A 17008-nucleotide genomic window follows, 5' to 3' on the forward strand; every position below is an offset into this window, starting at 1 on the left:
CCCGGGGCCCGGTCGCTCCCTGATGCCCCGAGGCCCCGATCGACCCGTGGTGGTGCCGTTCCACGGCCCCGCGGTGGTTCCGTACCGTCGCCACGCTCCCGCTACGCTGATCCGCATGAGCAACGACGCGCCCCTGTCCGGTTCCGCCCTGACGATCACCGCGGCGGGCTACACCGCCGAGATCGCCTCGGTGGGGGCATCGCTGCGCACCCTCCGGCACGAGGGCCGCGACCTGGTCGTGCCGTTCGACGCCGACGAGGTCCGTCCGGCCTTCCGGGGCGCGGTCCTCGCTCCGTGGCCGAACCGGGTCGTGGACGGCCGCTACACGTTCGGCGGCCGGGAGCACGAGCTGGCCCTGACCGAGCCGAAGCGCCACCACGCCCTGCACGGTCTGGTCGCGTGGACGGACTTCCGCACGGTCGCGCACGAGCCGGACCGTGCCGTCCTCGCCACCACGGTCGCCGCGCAGGAGGGCTACCCGTACCGCGTGGACGTCCTGGTCGAGTACCGCGTCGACGCCGACGGTCTGCACACCACCGTGACCGGCACGAACACCGGGCACGAGTCCGCGCCCTGGGGGACCGGTCCGCACCCGTACCTGGTCGGCGGCGCGGGGCGCGTCGACGACTGGACGCTCACGCTGCCGGCGGCCCGGGTGCTCGAGGTGACCGAGGACCGTCTCGTGCCGACCGGCCTCGCCGACGTGCACGACGAGTTCGACCTCCGCACCGCGACCCCGATCGGCGACCGCTTCATCGACCACGCCTACACCGACTTCGACCGCGGCGGCGAGGGGGTCGCGACGATCGTCCTCACCGGTGCCGACGGCCGCGGCGTCCGCGTGGCGTTCGGTCCCGAGTGCCCGTGGGTGCAGGTGCACACCGCCGACCACGTCGTCCCCGAGTACCACCGCGTCGGCCTGGCCGTCGAGCCGATGACGTGCGCGCCGGACGCCTTCAACACCGGCGAGGAGTCGGGGCTCGTCGTGCTCGAGCCGCACGCCTCGCACGCCGCCTCGTGGACGATCGCCGCGGTCTGACCGGAGCGCGGGCGCTCGTCCGCCGGTTCGGGTGGACCCCGGACCTCGGCTCCCTCGCGGCCTCGGCGGCCGGCGACGTCGTCTGGCTCGACTCCGCCCTGCCCGACGGCGCACCGGACGCCGCACGTGAGCGGGCCCGCTGGTCCGTCCTCGCCCTGACCGGCGGGCCGTTCGGTGCCGGGTTCCGGCACGAGGACCGTCGTGCACTCCTCGACGTGTCCCCGGCCGCGGAGGCGTGGTTCGGTCCCTCGCGGAGCGTCGACGCGGGCGCGTTCGCGACGCTCGGGGACCTGCTCGCACGCACACCGGCCTGCACCGCGCCGATCGCCGGGTGCGGCTTCGCGCTGGGGTGGGTGGGCTTCCTCGGGTACGAGCTCGGCCGTGAGACCGACGGGCCGGACCGGACCGCCGGGCAGCACGCGGACGCCGACCTGCGGTTCGTGGACCGGGCCGTCGTGGTCGACGCGGACGGCGGCGCGTGGGCGCTCGCCCTCGTCGTGGACACGGACACGGACACGGGCGCGGACGCGGAAGCGGGCACGGACACGGACGGTGCGGCAGGCGCGGCCAGCACGGCGAACCGCGCGTGGCTCGACGAGGTGACCACGCGACCGGCCGCCGCGGTGGACGCGGGCGCGACCACGGGCCTCCCGGCCGGTGCGGTGACCGGGGTGCCGGGCGTGACCGGCGGGGCGGGCGCGGCCACGGGCCTCCCGACCGGTGTGGCGACCGGGCGCGTGTCGCGGGCCGCCTACGAGACCGCGGTCGAGACCTGCCGTGCGGAGATCCGCGAGGGCAACGCCTTCCAGGTGTGCCTCACCACCGCCTTCGCGGTCGGCCTGGAGGCGCGGGTCGGGCCCGCCACGGACCCGCACCTGGACGAGTACCTGCGGCTACGCGCCGTCGACCCGGTGCCGTTCGGCGCCTACCTGCGGCTCGGACCGCTCCGGGTCGCGAGCCGCTCGCCGGAACGGTTCCTGCGCATCGACGCCGGCGGGCGGGTCCTCGCCGAACCCATCAAGGGCACCCGTCGTCGCGACCCGGACCCGGGCCGGGACGCCGTGGTGCGGGCCGACCTGGCGACGAGCGGCAAGGACCGCGCCGAGAACGTCATGATCGTCGACCTGCTGCGCAACGACCTGCTGCGCTCGGCGGTGCCCGGCTCGGTGCACGTCGAGCGGCTCTGCGCGGTCGAGACCTACGCGAGCGTGCACCAGCTCGTCTCGACGGTGTCGGCGCAGCTGCCGCCGGGCGCGTCGCGGGCCGAGGCGGTCCGTGCCGCGTTCCCGCCGGGGTCGATGACGGGCGCACCGAAGCGCAGCGCGACCGCGATCGCCGACCGCCTCGAGGGTGCGCCGCGCGGGGTGTACTCGGGAGCGGTCGGGTACTTCTCGGCGGACGGCACCGTCGACCTGTCGGTGGTGATCCGGACACTGGTGACGGTCCTGGACGACGCGGGCACGGTCCGGTCCCGGTCCTTCGGGGCCGGGGGAGCGGTGACGTGGTCCTCGGTGGCGGCGGACGAGGCGGACGAGGTCGAGACGAAGACGCGGTCGGTGTTCGGCGGGCTGGGGGTCGTCGGGCGCTGGTGACGGGCGCGGGCCTGGGTGCTCGGGTTCGTGCGCGCGCGGGCGGGTTCGGGCTCGTGCGCGCGTGTACTCGCGTTGCGCGATCCGCGGATCACCGGCGTGTCGAACGTGCGTTCGGGCTGACTGTCCACAGGATGTCGGACCCGGTTGACATGATCGAACACATGTTCGAACATGAGGGCATGCAGACGGCGGCGGCACTCCTGTCGTCCGGGCGCGAGACGTCCGGACGCAGCAGACCTGCCCGCCCCGATCCGGACCGGATCCACACGGACCTGTCGGACCCCGACCAGGTGCGTCCGGAGCCGACGCGCACCGAACAGGTGCGCTCGGACCCGGCCCGTCCCGTGCGCCGTGTCGACCACCTCGGGGACGCCCGTGCCGCACTCGACCGCATCACGGCGCTCCGGTCCCGGGTCGCCGAGATGGAGGCCACGCGGGTCGACGTACAGGGGCTCCCGACGGCTCCGGCACTGCAACCGTTGCTGCCGGGTGGGGCGATCCGGGTCGGTGGTGCCTACGCGGTGCAGGAGTCGGTGCTGCTCGCGATGACCATGTTGCAGGCGGCCTCGGCCGAGGGGGCCTGGTGCGCGGTGGTGGGGGTGCCCTCCTTCGGGGTCGAGGCGGCAGCGGCGATGGGGATCGACCTCGAGCGGCTCGTGCTCGTCCCGGACCCGGGCGACCAGTGGCTGACCGTGACGGCGGCACTCGCCGACGTCGCCCAGATCGTGCTCACGCGACCGCTCGGCCGCGTGGTGCCGGGGGACGTGTCCCGGCTGTCGGCGCGCCTGCGGCAGCGTGGCGGAGCGCTCGTGGCCCTGGGCTCGTGGCCGGGCGCCGACGTCACGCTGCAGGTGACGGACTCGGTGTGGAGCGGCATCGGTGACGGGTACGGACACCTGGTCGAGCGTCGCGCGACCGTGACCGCCTCGGGCCGCGCCGGCGCCGGACGTCCGGTGCACGCCGAACTGCTCCTGCCCGCCGCCGACGGCGCGGTGCGCCCGGTCGAGCCCGTGACCACCGCCGGCTCGGTCGGCGGCGCGTCCCGCGTCCTGCGTCCCGTGGCGGTGGCGTCGTGACCCCGCGCGGCGGCGGTCGGCCCCGGGGCACCCGCACGCGGGCCGCGTCGCCCCGCAGCACCGGGACGGGTGTCCCCGGACCGGCGACGGTCCGAGCCGACGCCGTCGCCCGGGGCGGAGCGCTGCCCGAACCCCCGCCCACCCGCACGATCGTGCTCTGGTGCCCCGACTGGCCGGTGATCGCCGCTGCCCGGGCAGCGGGGACACCGCCCGACCAGCCGTTCGCACTCGTCGCCAAGGGCGAGGTCTACGCGAGTTCCGCCAGCGCCCGCCAGCAGGGGGTCGTCCGCGGGCTCCGCGTGCGCGAGGCCCAGGCGCGCTGCCCGGAGCTCGTGGTGCAGCCGTACGACGACGCACTCGACCACCGGGCGTTCGAACCGGTCATCCGGGCGATCGAGACCGCGGTCCCCGGGGTCGAGGTCCTGCGGCCCGGCACCGTCGCGCTGCGCTCCCGCGGTCCCGCGCGCTACTACGGCGGCGAGCGTGCGGCTGCGGCGACCCTCGCGGGCATCGCGGCCGACCACGGTGCCCCCGGTGTCCGCGCCGGGGTTGCCGACACCCCGTTCGCCGCCGAGCAGGCCGCCCGGGCACGTCCGGTGCGACCGGGGGAGCGCGTGCGGATCGTGCCCGTGGGCGGGTCCGCTGCGTTCCTCGCCGACCTGTCGCTGGGCGTGCTCGGCGACGTCGACCTGGCGATGCTGCTCGGCCGACTGGGGATCAGCACCCTGGGGGACTTCGCCGCGCTCGGCGACGAGCAGGTGCGTGACCGGTTCGGCGTCCCCGGGGCGTTCCTGCACCGCCTCGCGGGGGGCCGTGACCCACGCGAGGTCGCTGCGCGCGAGGTGCCGCCCGAGCTCCGTGTCGAGGCGTCGTTCGAGCCGCCGCTCGACCGTGCCGACCAGATCGCGTTCGCGTTCCGCCGGTCGGCCGACGACTTCGCCGCCCGGCTCCGCTCCGCGGGGCTCGTCGCGACGACCATCCGCGTGGGCATCGTCGACGAACGGGACCTGCTGCTCGAACGCACCTGGGTCCACCCGCGGTGGTTCGACGCCGCCGACGTGGTCGACCGGGTGCGCTGGCAGTTGGCCGGCGGGGTGGACCCCTCGGGCCTCGAGGCGCCCGTCGTCCAGGTCGTGCTGGAGCCGGCCGCGGTGGACGACGCCGCGAACCACGAACGCGGGCTGTGGGGCACGGGACCCGACGAGCGCGTGCACCACGCCCTGGCCCGGGTGCAGGGGCTCGTCGGGCACGAGGGCGTCGTCACCCCGCGGGTCGGTGGCGGACGCACCCTGGCGGAGCGTGTCGTGCTCGTGCCGTGGGGCGACGCCCCCGTGGGCGGTGAGCGTGCCCTGGCGACCGTCCGGGACCGCCCGTGGCCCGGCAAGCTGCCCGGCCCCCCGCCCGCGACGGTGCTCGAACGCCCCCGCCCGGTGGACGTCGTCACGACCGACGGCGGCTCCGTGGACGTCGACGAGCGCGGCGTCCTGACCGGCGCGCCCGAACGGTTCCGGGCCGAGGGGGAGCGGGGCGGACGGTTCGCCCCCGTCACCGCGTGGGCCGGGCCCTGGCCGCTCGTCGTGCGCTGGTGGGAGTCGGGCGGGCGGCGGCTGCACCGGTTGCAGCTCGTCGACGGCGACGGTCGTGCCTGGTACCTGGTACTGGCCGACCACCGCTGGTGGGCCGAGGCGGTCGCGACGTGAACCGCGGCCGTGACGTGGGCCCCCGTCCCGACGACGAGGAGTGCTGATGGGCTACAGCAACCCCCCGATCCCGTGGTCGCAGTTCGAGCGGGCGCTGTCGGACAAGCGTCCCGAGAGCACACACGCCGGCGACGGCGGGGACAGTCCCGCGTGGTCGCGCAAGCGGTCCCGGTACGTCCCGCCGCCCGCGCCCTCCGAGGACGCCGAACCGGTCGTCCCGTACGCCGAGCTGCACGCGCACTCGACGTTCAGCTTCCTCGACGGCGCGAGCGGTCCCGAGCACCTGGTCGAGGAGGCCGCACGACTGCACCTGCACGGGCTGGCGCTCACCGACCACGACGGCTTCTACGGTGCCGCCCGGATGGCCGAGGTCGCCGAGGCGTACCCGACGGTGGCGACCGTCTACGGCACCGAGCTGTCCCTGGGACTCACCGAGCCGCAGAACGGGGTGCCCGATCCCGAGGGCACGCACCTGCTGCTGCTCGCCGACGGCCAGGAGGGCTACCACCGGCTCGCCGCCGCGGTGACGCGGGCACACCTCGCACCCGGGGCCGAGAAGGGGCGCCCGCAGTACGACCTCGACGACCTCGCGGCCCGGGCGGACGGGCACTGGCGGGTCCTCACCGGCTGCCGGAAGGGGGCCGTCCGGCAGGCGCTCGAGCGCGGGGGCGAGTCGGCGGCCGACGAGGCCCTGCGCACGCTGCTCGACCGGTTCGGCACCGCCGGGGTCGTCGTCGAGCTGACCGACCGCGGCGACCCGCTCGACTCGGCCCGCAACGACGCCCTGTCCGTCCTCGCTGCCCGGCACGCGTTGCCCGTCGTGGCGACCGGGAACGTGCACTACGCGACCCCGGACCGCTTCCCCGTGGCGACCGCACTCGCCGCGGTGCGGGCGCGGCGCAGCCTCGACGAGGCCGACGGCTGGCTGCCCGCCGCCCCGACCGCACACCTGCGGTCCGGGGCCGAGATGGCCCGTCGCTTCGCCCGGTACCCCGGCGCGGTGGCGACCACCGTCGACCTCGCCGACGCGCTCGGCTTCCGGCTGCGGGCCGCCAAGCCGGGGTTGCCCGACGTCGACGTCCCGGCGGGGCACACGACGATGTCGTGGCTCCGCGAGCTCACCTGGCGCGGCGCCCGTCGGTTCTACCCGGGCAGCGCGGACGGCATCGACCCGCTCAAGCGCGAACGCATCGAACGCGAGCTCTCGGTGATCGAGGAGAAGGACTTCCCGGGCTACTTCCTGATCGTGCGCGACATGGTGCAGTTCGCCCGCGACCGCGGGATCCTCTGCCAGGGGCGCGGCTCCGCGGCGAACTCGGCGGTCTGCTACCTGCTCGAGATCACCGCCGTCGACTCGATCCGGTACGGGCTGCCGTTCGAGCGGTTCCTGTCGGCGATGCGCGACGAGGAGCCCGACATCGACGTCGACTTCGACTCCGACCGGCGCGAAGAGGTCATCCAGTACGTCTACGACAAGTACGGCCGGTTCAACGCCGCGCAGGTGGCGAACGTCATCACCTACCGGCCGAAGGGCGCCGTCCGCGACATGGCGAAGGCCCTCGGGCACAGTCCCGGGCAGCAGGACGCGTGGTCGAAGCAGGTCGAGCGCTGGGGTTCGGTGACCGAGAGCCAGGACCACGACATCCCCGACACCGTGGTGGACATGGCGCAGCAGGTGCTCGGGTTCCCGCGGCACCTCGGCATCCACTCCGGTGGCATGGTGCTGACGGACCGGCCGGTGGGCGAGGTCGTGCCGATCGAGCACGCCCGGATGGACGGCCGCACGGTCCTGCAGTGGGACAAGGACGACTGCGCCTACATGGGGCTCGTGAAGTTCGACATGCTCGGTCTCGGCATGCTCGCGGCGCTGCAGTACGCGTTCGACCTGGCCGACGAGCACTGCGGGGAGCGCTGGGACATGCACTCCATCCCGAAGGAGGAGCAGGGCGTCTACGACCAGCTCTGCCGTGCCGACACGATCGGGGTGTTCCAGGTGGAGTCCCGGGCGCAGATGGGCACGCTCCCGCGGCTGCTGCCCCGGCGCTTCTACGACCTGGTCATCGAGGTGGCCCTGGTGCGCCCCGGGCCGATCCAGGGCGGCGCGGTGCACCCCTACATCCGACGACGTACCGGTGAGGAACCGATCACCTACATCCACCCGGCGCTCGAGCCCGTGCTGGAGCGGACGCTCGGGGTGCCGCTGTTCCAGGAGCAGCTGATGCAGATGGCGATCGCCGTGGGCGGGTGCTCGGGCGACGACGCCGACCTGCTGCGGCGGGCGATGGGGTCGAAGCGCGGACTCGAGAAGATCGAGCGGCTGCGCGAGAAGCTCTACCTCGGCATGGCGGCGAACGACATCCACGGGGACGACGCCGACGCGATCTACGCGAAGATCCAGGCCTTCGCGAACTTCGGCTTCGCCGAGAGCCACTCGATCAGCTTCGCGCTCATCGTGTACGCGAGCGCGTGGATGCGGTTGCACTACCCGGGAGCGTTCCTGGCGGCACTGCTCCGGGCGCAGCCGATGGGGTTCTACTCACCCCAGACGCTCGTCGCCGACGCGCGTCGACACGGCGTGCAGGTGCTGCGTCCCGACGTCCTGCTGTCGGGGGTCGACGCGACGCTGGAGCCCCTCGACGGGACGGCGGACACCGCGCCGACCGGGCTCGACGCCTGCACGGCCGAGGAGCAGCCCCCGGTGCTGCCGTTCGACGGTTCGGCACCCGACGACACCGCGCAGCACCGACGCGACGGTGCGTTCGCGGTCCGGCTCGGGCTGGCCGAGGTGGCGTCGCTCGGGCGGCGGAGCGCCGAGGCCATCGTCGCCGAACGCACGGCGCACGGACCGTTCACGGACATGTCCGACCTCGCCCGACGGGTCCGGCTGAGCACCGCGCAGCTCGAGGCCCTCGCGGCCGCAGACGCCTTCGCGGGCCTCGGGATCGACCGCCGGAGCGGCATGTGGTCCGCTGCCCAGGCCGCCGCCGAGCGCCCCGACCAGCTCCCGGACACCCAGGTGACCGTGCAGCCGCCGCTGTTCGGGCAGATGACGAGCGGCGACGTGCTCATCGCGGACATGTGGTCGACGGGGATGACGACCGACGACCACCCGGTGGGGCACCTCCGCGACCGGCTCCTCGCCCGCGGCGTGCTCAGCGTGCAGGACACCGCGACGGCCGAGTCCGGGCGTCGCATCGAGGTCGGCGGGATCGTCACCCACCGGCAGCGGCCCGCGACGGCGTCGGGGATCACGTTCCTCAACGTCGAGGACGAGACCGGGTTGGTGAACGTGATCTGCAGCGTCGGGGTGTGGGGACGCTACCGACGGGTGGCGCGTGAGTCACCCGCGGTGATCGTGCGGGGCATCCTCGAGCGGTCCCCGGACGGTGTGGTCAACGTCGTCGCGGACCGGATCGAACACCTGCCGCTCGCCGTCCGGACACGGTCGCGGGACTTCCAGTGACCGCGGTCGGCCCCGGCGGCCGCCTCGCGCGTGCGACGGGCTTCAGTCCTCGGCGGGCACCGCCGGCACCCGGATGGTGACCTCGAGACCACCCGAACGCACGTTGCGGAGGGACGCCGTGCCTCCCGCCCGTTCTGCGATCGCACGGACGATCGCGAGCCCGAGGCCGGAGCCGCCCGGCATCGGGACCCCGCCCGTCGCCGGGTCCGGGTCCCGGCGCGAGGTCCTGGCCTCGTCGGGACGGGTGAACCGGTCGAACGCGACCGGGATGAACGACTCGGGCACGCCCGGTCCGTCGTCGGTGATCTGCAGGACGCCGTCGGTGCCGTCGCTGCGCCACGACACGTACACGCCGCCGCCGCGGGGCAACGCCGCGACCGCGTTGCTGGCGGTGTTGGTGACCAGCTGCGCCATGCCGCCGGTGTCCAGGCGGTACCGCGGTTCGGCGGACGCAGTGTCGCTCGTGCCCGCGCCGGTGGCCCCGGACGAGCTGCCCGACGAGAGGGTCGGCGGCTCGAGGTCGAAGTCGACCGTGACGTCCTTCGCCGACGCGATCATGCGGACACGGTCCACCGCGGCCATCACCTCGTCGCCGAGGTCGGACCACGCGGTCGTCGTCTGCTGGACGCCGTCCTCCTCGCGGCGCTCCGACTCCTCGATGCGGGAGAGCGTGAGCAGGTCGTTCGCCAGACGCGAGAGCCGGGCGACGCTCCGCTTGGCGCGGTCGATGTGGGCGGCGAGCGCAGCGGCGTCGTCCCCGTCGAGCGAGGCCAGGTCGAGCTGGGTGGTGAGGATCGCCAGGGGCGTCCGGAGCTCGTGGCTCGCGTCCGACACCATCTGGCGCTCGCGCTCGGTGACCTGGCGGGTGCGGGCGAGGAACGCGTTGAGGGTGGTGGCGAGCGAGGCCAGTTCGTCCTGCGCCGGGCCGACCGGCAGTTCCGCGCGTTCGGGGGCGACCGAGAGCCGCTCGGCCTCACGGCGCATCCGGTTCACCGGCCGCAGGGCGGCGGTGGCGAGTGCCCACGAGGCGACCCCGAACGCGATGAGGATCGCGAGCCCGGTGAGCGACAGCGTCGTGGTGAGGTCGTCGACGACGATCGCCTCGGCCTGGGAGTTGCGTGCTGCGACGACGGTCCACCGCCCGGCCTGGTTCACGGGGTGCTCGATGACGACCCGGTACTCGGAGTCGGAGACGTCGATGAGCGAGGTGCCGGCCTTGGTCGAGGTGAGGCTGCCGAGCGCGCGTTCGACCCGGGGCGGCATGGTCGACAGCCGGATCTTGCCGGACGGGTCGACGACCGCGACGAGCTGCGCGTTGCCCGGCGCGGACAGGTCCGGGTCGCTGTCGACCTCGAGCGTCGCCACGTACGGGTCGACGTCGGCGTCGAGCAGCGTCCGGGTCGCACTCGCGACGACGCTCACGACCTGGAACCGCATGACGAGCACGAGCAGCAGGATCACCACGGCGGCGATCGCGGTCGAGCCGATCGTGATCCGCGCCCGCAGGGAGAGCACGCGCAGCGGCCGGGGCAGACCGCTGCGGACGCGGTCGGTCCCGGCCCTGGGCGCGGGGTCGGTCACGCCCCGAGCAGGTCGAGCCGGTACCCGCGACCGCGGACGGTGGCGATGGCGACCGTCGCCTCGTGCGAGGTCAGCTTCTTGCGGAGGTACGAGATGTACTGCTCGACGACGTTCGGGTCGACGTGCTGCGAGCCGTCCCAGACCTCCTCGAGGATCTTCGGCCGGTCGACCACGGTGCCGACCGAGCGGGCGAGCAGGCGGAGGAGGGCGAACTCGGTCGGGCTCACCGCGACGCGCTGGCCCTTGATCGAGACCCGGCGGGCCTCGGAGTCGATCGCGACGTCGCCGACCTCGATGGTGCGCGGCGCACCGGCGGACTCACGCCGGCCGAGGGCGCGCAGGCGGGCGGTGAGTTCCGCGAAGGCGAACGGCTTGGTGAGGTAGTCGTCGGCTCCGGCGTCGAGGCCGAACACCCGGTCGTCCACGGCGTCGCGCGCGGTGACGAGCAGGATGCGCACCGGGTCCTCGCGTTCGCGGATGCGTCGGGCGAGCTCGAACCCGGACATGCCGGGCATCATCACGTCGACGATCGCGAGGTCGAACCCCTGCTCGCCGAGCGCGATGAGCGCTTCCACACCGTTCTCGACCGCAGTGACGCGGTACCCCTCCGCAGCGAGCCCGCGCTCCATGAGCGCGCGCATCTCGTCGTCGTCCTCGACCACCAACAGGCGCATGATCGACCTCCTCGGACCCCATCGTGGCATCGAACCGGGCCCCGGGGGCAGTGGCGGCTCCGAAGTCGCTGAATCTCGTCACAGTGACTTCTGTGCGTCTGCGGTCCGGGCGACCCGTGGACAGGGGTAGGACGTGCGTCCCACGGACTGGGGCGGGAGCATGTCACAGCTCGTTGCTAGGGTTCCCCGCGAGGACCCGTACCCGACGGGCCCTCATGTGGTTCTTGGGGGAACGATGAACGACCAGCCGGCCCACCCGGCCCTCGTCCGACTGCGCGCCGAACTCGTCGCGGCCCGCTCCGGCCTGGGGGTGCTCGGCGAGCTGGAGGGCTCGCGGCGTGACCGCGTCCTCGCCGACCTGCTGACGAGCGTCTCCGACGCCGCCAGCCGAGCGGCGCGGGTCGCCGGTGCCGAGGTCGTGGTGGCCGAGGTGCAGCGGTTCGCGTCGGTCGACGGTGCCGCCTCCGGTCCGGGTGGGGCGCCGGCGGTGTGGGACGACATCGCACAGGCGGCGATCGAGGCGGCCACCGCGGTGCACGCGCAGGCCTGACGGCGGCCACCGCGGTGCGTGCGCAGGCCTGACGGCGGCCACCGCGGTGCACGCGCGGGCCTGACGGCGGCCGCCGCGGTGCACGCGCAAACCTGACGGCGGCACGGCCCGCGCCCCGCGCCTCAGTCGTCCTCGCCGAGCAGCTCCTCGCGCACCCGTCGGATGTCCTCGAGCAGCGCCCCGATGAGCACCCAGTGCCGTGAGTTCGGCCGGACCACCCGGATCGGCCTGGTCAGCGCGGGCTCCGCGACACCGAACCCGGCGACCGCACCGCCGCCGTCGCGCGCACCGGTACCGCCGACGGCCTCGCCCGCACCACTGTCGCCGTCGCCCGCCGCGTCGGTGCCGTCCGACACCCCACCCGCACCACGGAGACCGTCGACCCCGTCCGGCCGCGCTCCCTCGTCCCGGGCGTCGAGCCGCGTGGCCTCCACCCGTGCGCTCAGCGACCGGACGTCTGCCCCGATGCGGGCGACCTCGGTGGCGATGCTCCCCACCACGGGGTCCGCGCGCAGGTCCTCGGCGGTGTTGTCCCGGATCGCGCGGGTCATGCCCGTGACGCGGGTCACGAGCACGCGGAGGTGCTCGGTGACGGCGACGTCCCGTTCCAGGATCGTGCGGTGCCGGCCGCCGCGCGGGTTCATCGTGAGCGACTCGCCCGCCGCGGTCAGCGAGGCCTCGGTGCGCGCGTGCTGCTGGCGGAGCGCCCGGGCCTGCAGCAGGGCCTCGTGCCACCGGGCCTCGTCCCACCCCTCGGTCAGGCCGATCGCGATCCGCTCGAACGCGGCGGCGGTGTCGCGGGCCAGCCGGGCGACGGCGAGGTGCGCCGGTTCGAGCAGCACCGGCGGGACGATGAGCGCGTTCACCACGAGCGCGACCAGTGCACCGACGACGGTCTCCAGGATCCGGTCGGCGGAGTAGTTCGGGGTGACGACCCCGGCGGTCAGCACGAGCATGCCGCTGATGCCGACCTGGGTCGCCGAGGTCGGGGTGAGCCGGAGGGCCCAGCTGAGCAGGATCGCGAGCACGATCACCACGAGCACGACCCACACGCCGTCGCCGAGCCACAGGTGGAACCCCGTCGCGAGCACGACGCCGAGCACGACCCCGGCGCTGCGTTCGAGCCCCTTGACGAACGACTGGGTGATGCTCGGCTGCACGACGAGCAGCGCGGCGATCGCGGCGAACGTCGGGAACGGTCCGTCGATGAGGACCCGGCAGAGCAGGACCGCGGCCACCACGGCCACCGCCGTCTTCACGACCTGCAGGAAGGGCGTGCGGGCGGAACTGCGGAGGCGCGCGACCGGGTTCACGACCACCACGGTAGCCACGAGCCGCACGCCGAGCCGTGCACGATGGCGACGAATCCGCACGGGCACGGTTGACTGGTCCCGTGTGGCCCAACCACGAGCGCGTCATCCCGCAGGCCTTCGCCGGCTCCGGGACCTCCGTCGTCGCAGCGCGCGCCCACTCGGTCGAACCCTCCGGCAACGGGTACCTCTACGGCTACGAGGTCGACACGGTCGACCGCGCCGGCCAGCGCGCCACGGTCCTGACGTACGTCGACACCGGCGGCACGCACGACCAGAACAGCGCGATCGTCACCGACCCGGTCACGGGTGACCCGGTGTCGGTGTGGGCGTACCCGAACGACCCCGGGCTGCCGGTGCTCCCGCAGGTGACGTACCGCGACGCCGTGACCGACCTGCTCGGCGGGATCGGCATGCCGGTCACCGACCCGGTGCTGTCCGTGGCGGCCTACCGTCCGGGCAAGCGTGCCGTGGTCCGGGTCGACGCCCCGGAACGCACCCTCTTCCTCAAGATCGTGCGCCCGCACCGGGTGGCCCCGATCGTGGAGTCCCACGAGCAGTTCGTCGCGGCCGGGCTCCCGGTCCCGCGCGTGCTCTCGAGCCGCGGGGACGGCCTGCTCGTGCTCGAGCGGATCCGCGGGGTCCCCGCCGGCAGCCGCATCACCGAGATCGCCGACGACCCGCGCTTCGTCGCCTCGCTCGCCGCGCTGACCGGCCGCATCGCGACCGTGCCGATGACGCAGCAGGCCCGAGCGGACGCCATGGACCACGCCGACTGGCACCGCCGGACGCTCGTCGCCGCGCTGCCGCAGGACGCCGAGGAGATCGACGCCCTGTACGACGAGATCGGGCGGCGCTCGGTGAGCTGGGGGAGCGGGACCCGCCAGGTCGTGCACGGCGACCTGCACCTCGAGCAGGTGTTCGTCGACGAGGACGAGCCGTGGCGCATCTCGGGGCTGCTCGACATCGACACCGCCGGCTGGGGCTTCCCGGTCCGCGACATCGGTGCGGTCGTCGCGCACCTCGTCGTCACGGCGCTCTGGCACCGCTCACGTGGCGACGCCGAACGGGGTGCAGCGGCGGAGCGGCTCGCCGACGCCGTGGCGCGCGACTGGGTCGCGCGGAACCCCGGCGAGGCCGAGCGGATCGGCCCCGCGATCGGTGCCCAGCTCCTCGCCCACGCCGGCGGGCAGGCGACGACGGGGTCCGCCAACGGCGTGCAGACCGCGCAGCACCTGCTCGCGGCGACACGTGCGGCGCTCGCCGACGCTGCACCCGTGCTGCCGTCCGACGGTCTGGTGCGTCCGCGGTCCGCACCGCAGGTCTGAGACGACGACCCTCCGCACCGGTCGGGAGGCGCATGGCGGCCCGGCACCGTGCCTCCGGTCGGTCCGGCTGCCGGTCGGGAGGCGCGTGGCGGCCCGGCACCGTGCCTCCCGTCCGTCCCGTGCGCGGTCCGGAGGTGCGTGGCGCCCGGCGCCGCGCCTCCCGTCCCGTGCGCGCGACGCGCGCGGGGACGCGGGAGTCGCCGCCGTCGGGGGTCGGGGAGTAAACTGCCTGGAGCACGCACCGTGTGCTCGCGTGCCGCGTCGATTCCGGATGCGGCGGTCGGTCGGTTGACCGACGCGGGGGCCGGGCCGTGAGCGTCCAGTGGGGCGCCACGTGCGTGCGACGGCGCCGGACCCCGGCGCGGACCGACGTGTCGCGTACCGAGCGGTGCACGACGGCACGGTCCGCAGGGCTCCACCGGAGTTCCGCAACGGGACCGGCGCACCAGCGGGCCAGGGTGGCCCGCGGGACCGGAGCCGTGCCGGCACCGGTCGAGGACTTCCCGCCACCGACGGCGGCTCGCCCGTGCAGACGGGCGGAACAAGGAGGAGCGTTGGCTCGATCAGGCACCCGGCGTGCAGCCGGCGGGACGCGGACCGCGTCGCGCCGCACCAGGCCGCTCGACAACGACGGCGTCATCCCCGTCCTCGCCCGCGCCGTGCGCGAGGTCGAGGCCGCGGCGCAGCGCGGTCCGCTCAAGGCCACCAACCGGACGAAGTTCCAGGCGGTCGCACTGCTCATGCGTGAGGAGCGTGCCCGCGTCAAGGCGGACACCGAGCTCACCGACGCGCAGCGCGCCGAGCAGCTGAAGCGCCTCGACGGCGTGGCGACGATCCTCGCGAAGACGGCGGCACGCGACACCAGCGTGATCCAGCTGCTGACCGAGGAGGCCTCGGTCAGCGAGGCCACCCGCACGGTCAAGCGCGACATGATGATCGCCGGCGGGATGGAGCTGCAGCCGGAGGACCTCGTCATCGCCGCCGAGCCGTCCCCGGTCGTCGAGACCCCGGTGCGGTCGGTGCTCCCGCAGGCGGTCGTGCAGCGGCAGCTCGCGAACCCGTTCATGCCGCCGGACTTCGCGCTCGCCGACCAGCCCGTCGCGCACCCGCGTCGCCTGGCGAACTGGGAGCTGTTCGGCCCGCTGTTCAAGTCGTTCGAGTACGGCGCGGGCGGGGGAGCGGCGTCGATGCCGCTGCCCGAACCCGCGAACCTGCACACGCGCTCGGGCACCACGCTCATGAAGCACCAGGCGGAGCTCGTCGCCGCCGCGTCGCAGGGACACCGCACGTTCCTGCTCGCCGACGAGCCGGGTCTCGGCAAGACGGCGCAGTCGCTGCTCGCCGCCGACGCCGCGAACGCCTTCCCGCTGCTCGTCGTCGTGCCGAACGTCGTCAAGACGAACTGGGCACGCGAGGCCGAGCGCTGGGTGCCGAACCGCCGCGCGACCGTCATCCACGGTGACGGGGACGACCTCGACGGGTTCGCCGACATCGTCATCGTGAACTACGAGATCCTCGACCGGCACGTCGGCTGGCTCGGCTCGTTCGGGTTCAAGGGCATGGTCGTCGACGAGGCGCACTTCATCAAGAACAAGGAGTCGCAGCGCTCCCGGTTCGTGCTGCAGCTCGCCGAGAAGATCCGCGAGCGCACGGCCGCGCCGCTCCTCATGGCGCTGACCGGGACCCCGCTGATCAACTCGGTCGAGGACTTCCGCACCATCTGGGAGTACCTCGGCTGGATCGACGACAAGAAGCCCCGCGCAAAGCTCATGAACGAGCTCGAGGACATCGGGCTGACTCCCGCCGACCCGGGCTTCTTCGTCGAGGCGCGCAAGGCCGTCATCGACCAGGGCATCGTGCGGCGGCGCAAGGTCGACGTCGCGGCGGACATCCCGGCCCGTCGCATCGCCGACATCCCGGTCGAGCTCGACGGTGAGGAGGGCCGCTCGATCCGCGACGCCGAGCGCGAGCTCACCGCGAAGCTCGTCCGCCGGTACCACCAGGCCCTCGCGGCCCGGACCGGGCAGGACCCGGTGGTCGGCATCGACCACAAGCTCGTGCGGCAGGTCGCCCGCTGGGAGCTCGAGGACCAGGACGCCTCGTCGACCGGCGAGAACGTGTTCTCGATGGTGCGTCGCATCGGCCGTGCGAAGGCCCAGCTCGCGGCGGACTACGCGGCGCAGCTGGCGTCGAACGTCGGCAAGGTCGTGTTCTTCGCGAAGCACCTCGACGTGATGGACCAGGCCGAGGAGGTCTTCGCCCGTCGTGGCCTGAAGACCGCGACCGTCCGCGGCGACCAGACCCCGGTGCAGCGCACGGCCGAGATCGACGCGTTCGTGAACGACCCCGACGTCGCCGTGATCGTCTGCTCGTTGACGGCGGCCGGCGTCGGCCTGAACCTGCAGGTGGCGTCCAACGTCGTGCTCGCGGAGCTGTCGTGGACGAGCGCCGAGCAGACCCAGGCGATCGACCGCGTGCACCGCATCGGGCAGGAGGAGCCGGTCACCGCGTGGCGCATCATCGCCGCGCAGACGATCGACACCAAGATCGCCGAGCTCATCGACTCGAAGGCGTCCCTGGCCGCCCGCGCGCTCGACGGCTCGGACGAGGAGGTCGTCGACTCCGGTGACATCCAGCTCGACGCGATGGTCGCACTGCTGACGGACGCGCTCTCGCGCTGAGTGCGGCGGGGGCC

Annotated in this window: 11 protein-coding genes; 8 read left to right on the forward strand and 3 right to left on the reverse strand. The window is 74.2% G+C overall.

The features are described from left to right. Window positions 1-115: 115 nt before the first annotated feature. The 5 genes from QOL15_RS05515 to QOL15_RS05535 all read left to right on the forward strand — a co-directional run bounded on the left by QOL15_RS05515 (window position 116) and on the right by QOL15_RS05535 (window position 8870). The gene (locus QOL15_RS05515) at window positions 116-1039 is read left to right on the forward strand and encodes an aldose 1-epimerase family protein (RefSeq protein ID WP_071245833.1); all 924 of its coding nucleotides are present in this window, start codon (window positions 116-118) and stop codon (window positions 1037-1039) included. Then, complete coding sequence (locus QOL15_RS05520) at window positions 1018-2631, forward strand: anthranilate synthase component I family protein (protein WP_071245835.1); 1614 nt, start codon at window positions 1018-1020, stop codon at window positions 2629-2631. The genes QOL15_RS05515 and QOL15_RS05520 overlap by 22 nt, the downstream gene beginning before the upstream one ends. A gap of 161 nt (window positions 2632-2792) precedes the next feature. Continuing rightward, window positions 2793-3707: a hypothetical protein gene (locus QOL15_RS05525; RefSeq protein ID WP_217637640.1), complete on the forward strand. Its 915-nt coding sequence runs from the start codon at window positions 2793-2795 to the stop codon at window positions 3705-3707. Between the two features lie 152 nt (window positions 3708-3859). Beyond that, window positions 3860-5407, forward strand: coding sequence for a DNA polymerase Y family protein (locus tag QOL15_RS05530; protein ID WP_370692466.1), 1548 nt, complete (start codon window positions 3860-3862; stop codon window positions 5405-5407). A 46-nt stretch (window positions 5408-5453) separates the two neighbouring features. Next, window positions 5454-8870 (forward strand): error-prone DNA polymerase, encoded by a 3417-nt coding sequence (locus QOL15_RS05535; protein WP_071245837.1) that lies wholly within the window; start codon window positions 5454-5456, stop codon window positions 8868-8870. A 42-nt stretch (window positions 8871-8912) separates the two neighbouring features. Here QOL15_RS05535 and QOL15_RS05540 read toward each other — a convergent pair whose 3' ends face one another. Next, entirely contained in the window at window positions 8913-10451 is a 1539-nt protein-coding gene (locus QOL15_RS05540; protein ID WP_083393846.1) for a cell wall metabolism sensor histidine kinase WalK, read from the reverse strand. Beyond that, window positions 10448-11125 carry a response regulator transcription factor gene (locus tag QOL15_RS05545; RefSeq protein ID WP_065963855.1) on the reverse strand — a complete coding sequence of 226 codons (678 nt, stop codon included), beginning with the start codon at window positions 11123-11125 and terminating at the stop codon, window positions 10448-10450. The genes QOL15_RS05540 and QOL15_RS05545 overlap by 4 nt, the downstream gene beginning before the upstream one ends. A gap of 235 nt (window positions 11126-11360) precedes the next feature. On the opposite strand from QOL15_RS05545, the gene QOL15_RS05550 reads away from it, so the two are divergent. Beyond that, complete coding sequence (locus QOL15_RS05550; protein ID WP_071245840.1) at window positions 11361-11675, forward strand: hypothetical protein; 315 nt, start codon at window positions 11361-11363, stop codon at window positions 11673-11675. A 122-nt stretch (window positions 11676-11797) separates the two neighbouring features. Here the strand turns inward: QOL15_RS05550 and QOL15_RS05555 are convergent, their stop codons facing one another. After that, a complete protein-coding gene (locus tag QOL15_RS05555) occupies window positions 11798-12988 on the reverse strand; it encodes an aromatic acid exporter family protein (protein WP_175473119.1) in 1191 nt (396 codons plus the stop codon). An 80-nt stretch (window positions 12989-13068) separates the two neighbouring features. Here QOL15_RS05555 and QOL15_RS05560 point away from each other — a divergent pair, with 80 nt between their 5' ends. Both QOL15_RS05560 and QOL15_RS05565 read left to right on the forward strand, forming a co-directional pair. Then, window positions 13069-14313 carry a phosphotransferase enzyme family protein gene (locus QOL15_RS05560; protein WP_065963860.1) on the forward strand — a complete coding sequence of 415 codons (1245 nt, stop codon included), beginning with the start codon at window positions 13069-13071 and terminating at the stop codon, window positions 14311-14313. A gap of 554 nt (window positions 14314-14867) precedes the next feature. Further along, window positions 14868-16994, forward strand: coding sequence for a DEAD/DEAH box helicase (locus QOL15_RS05565; RefSeq protein ID WP_065963861.1), 2127 nt, complete (start codon window positions 14868-14870; stop codon window positions 16992-16994). Window positions 16995-17008 lie beyond the last annotated feature (14 nt).

The organism is Curtobacterium sp. MCBA15_012 (genome assembly GCF_001864935.2).
Lineage (GTDB): Bacteria > Actinomycetota > Actinomycetes > Actinomycetales > Microbacteriaceae > Curtobacterium.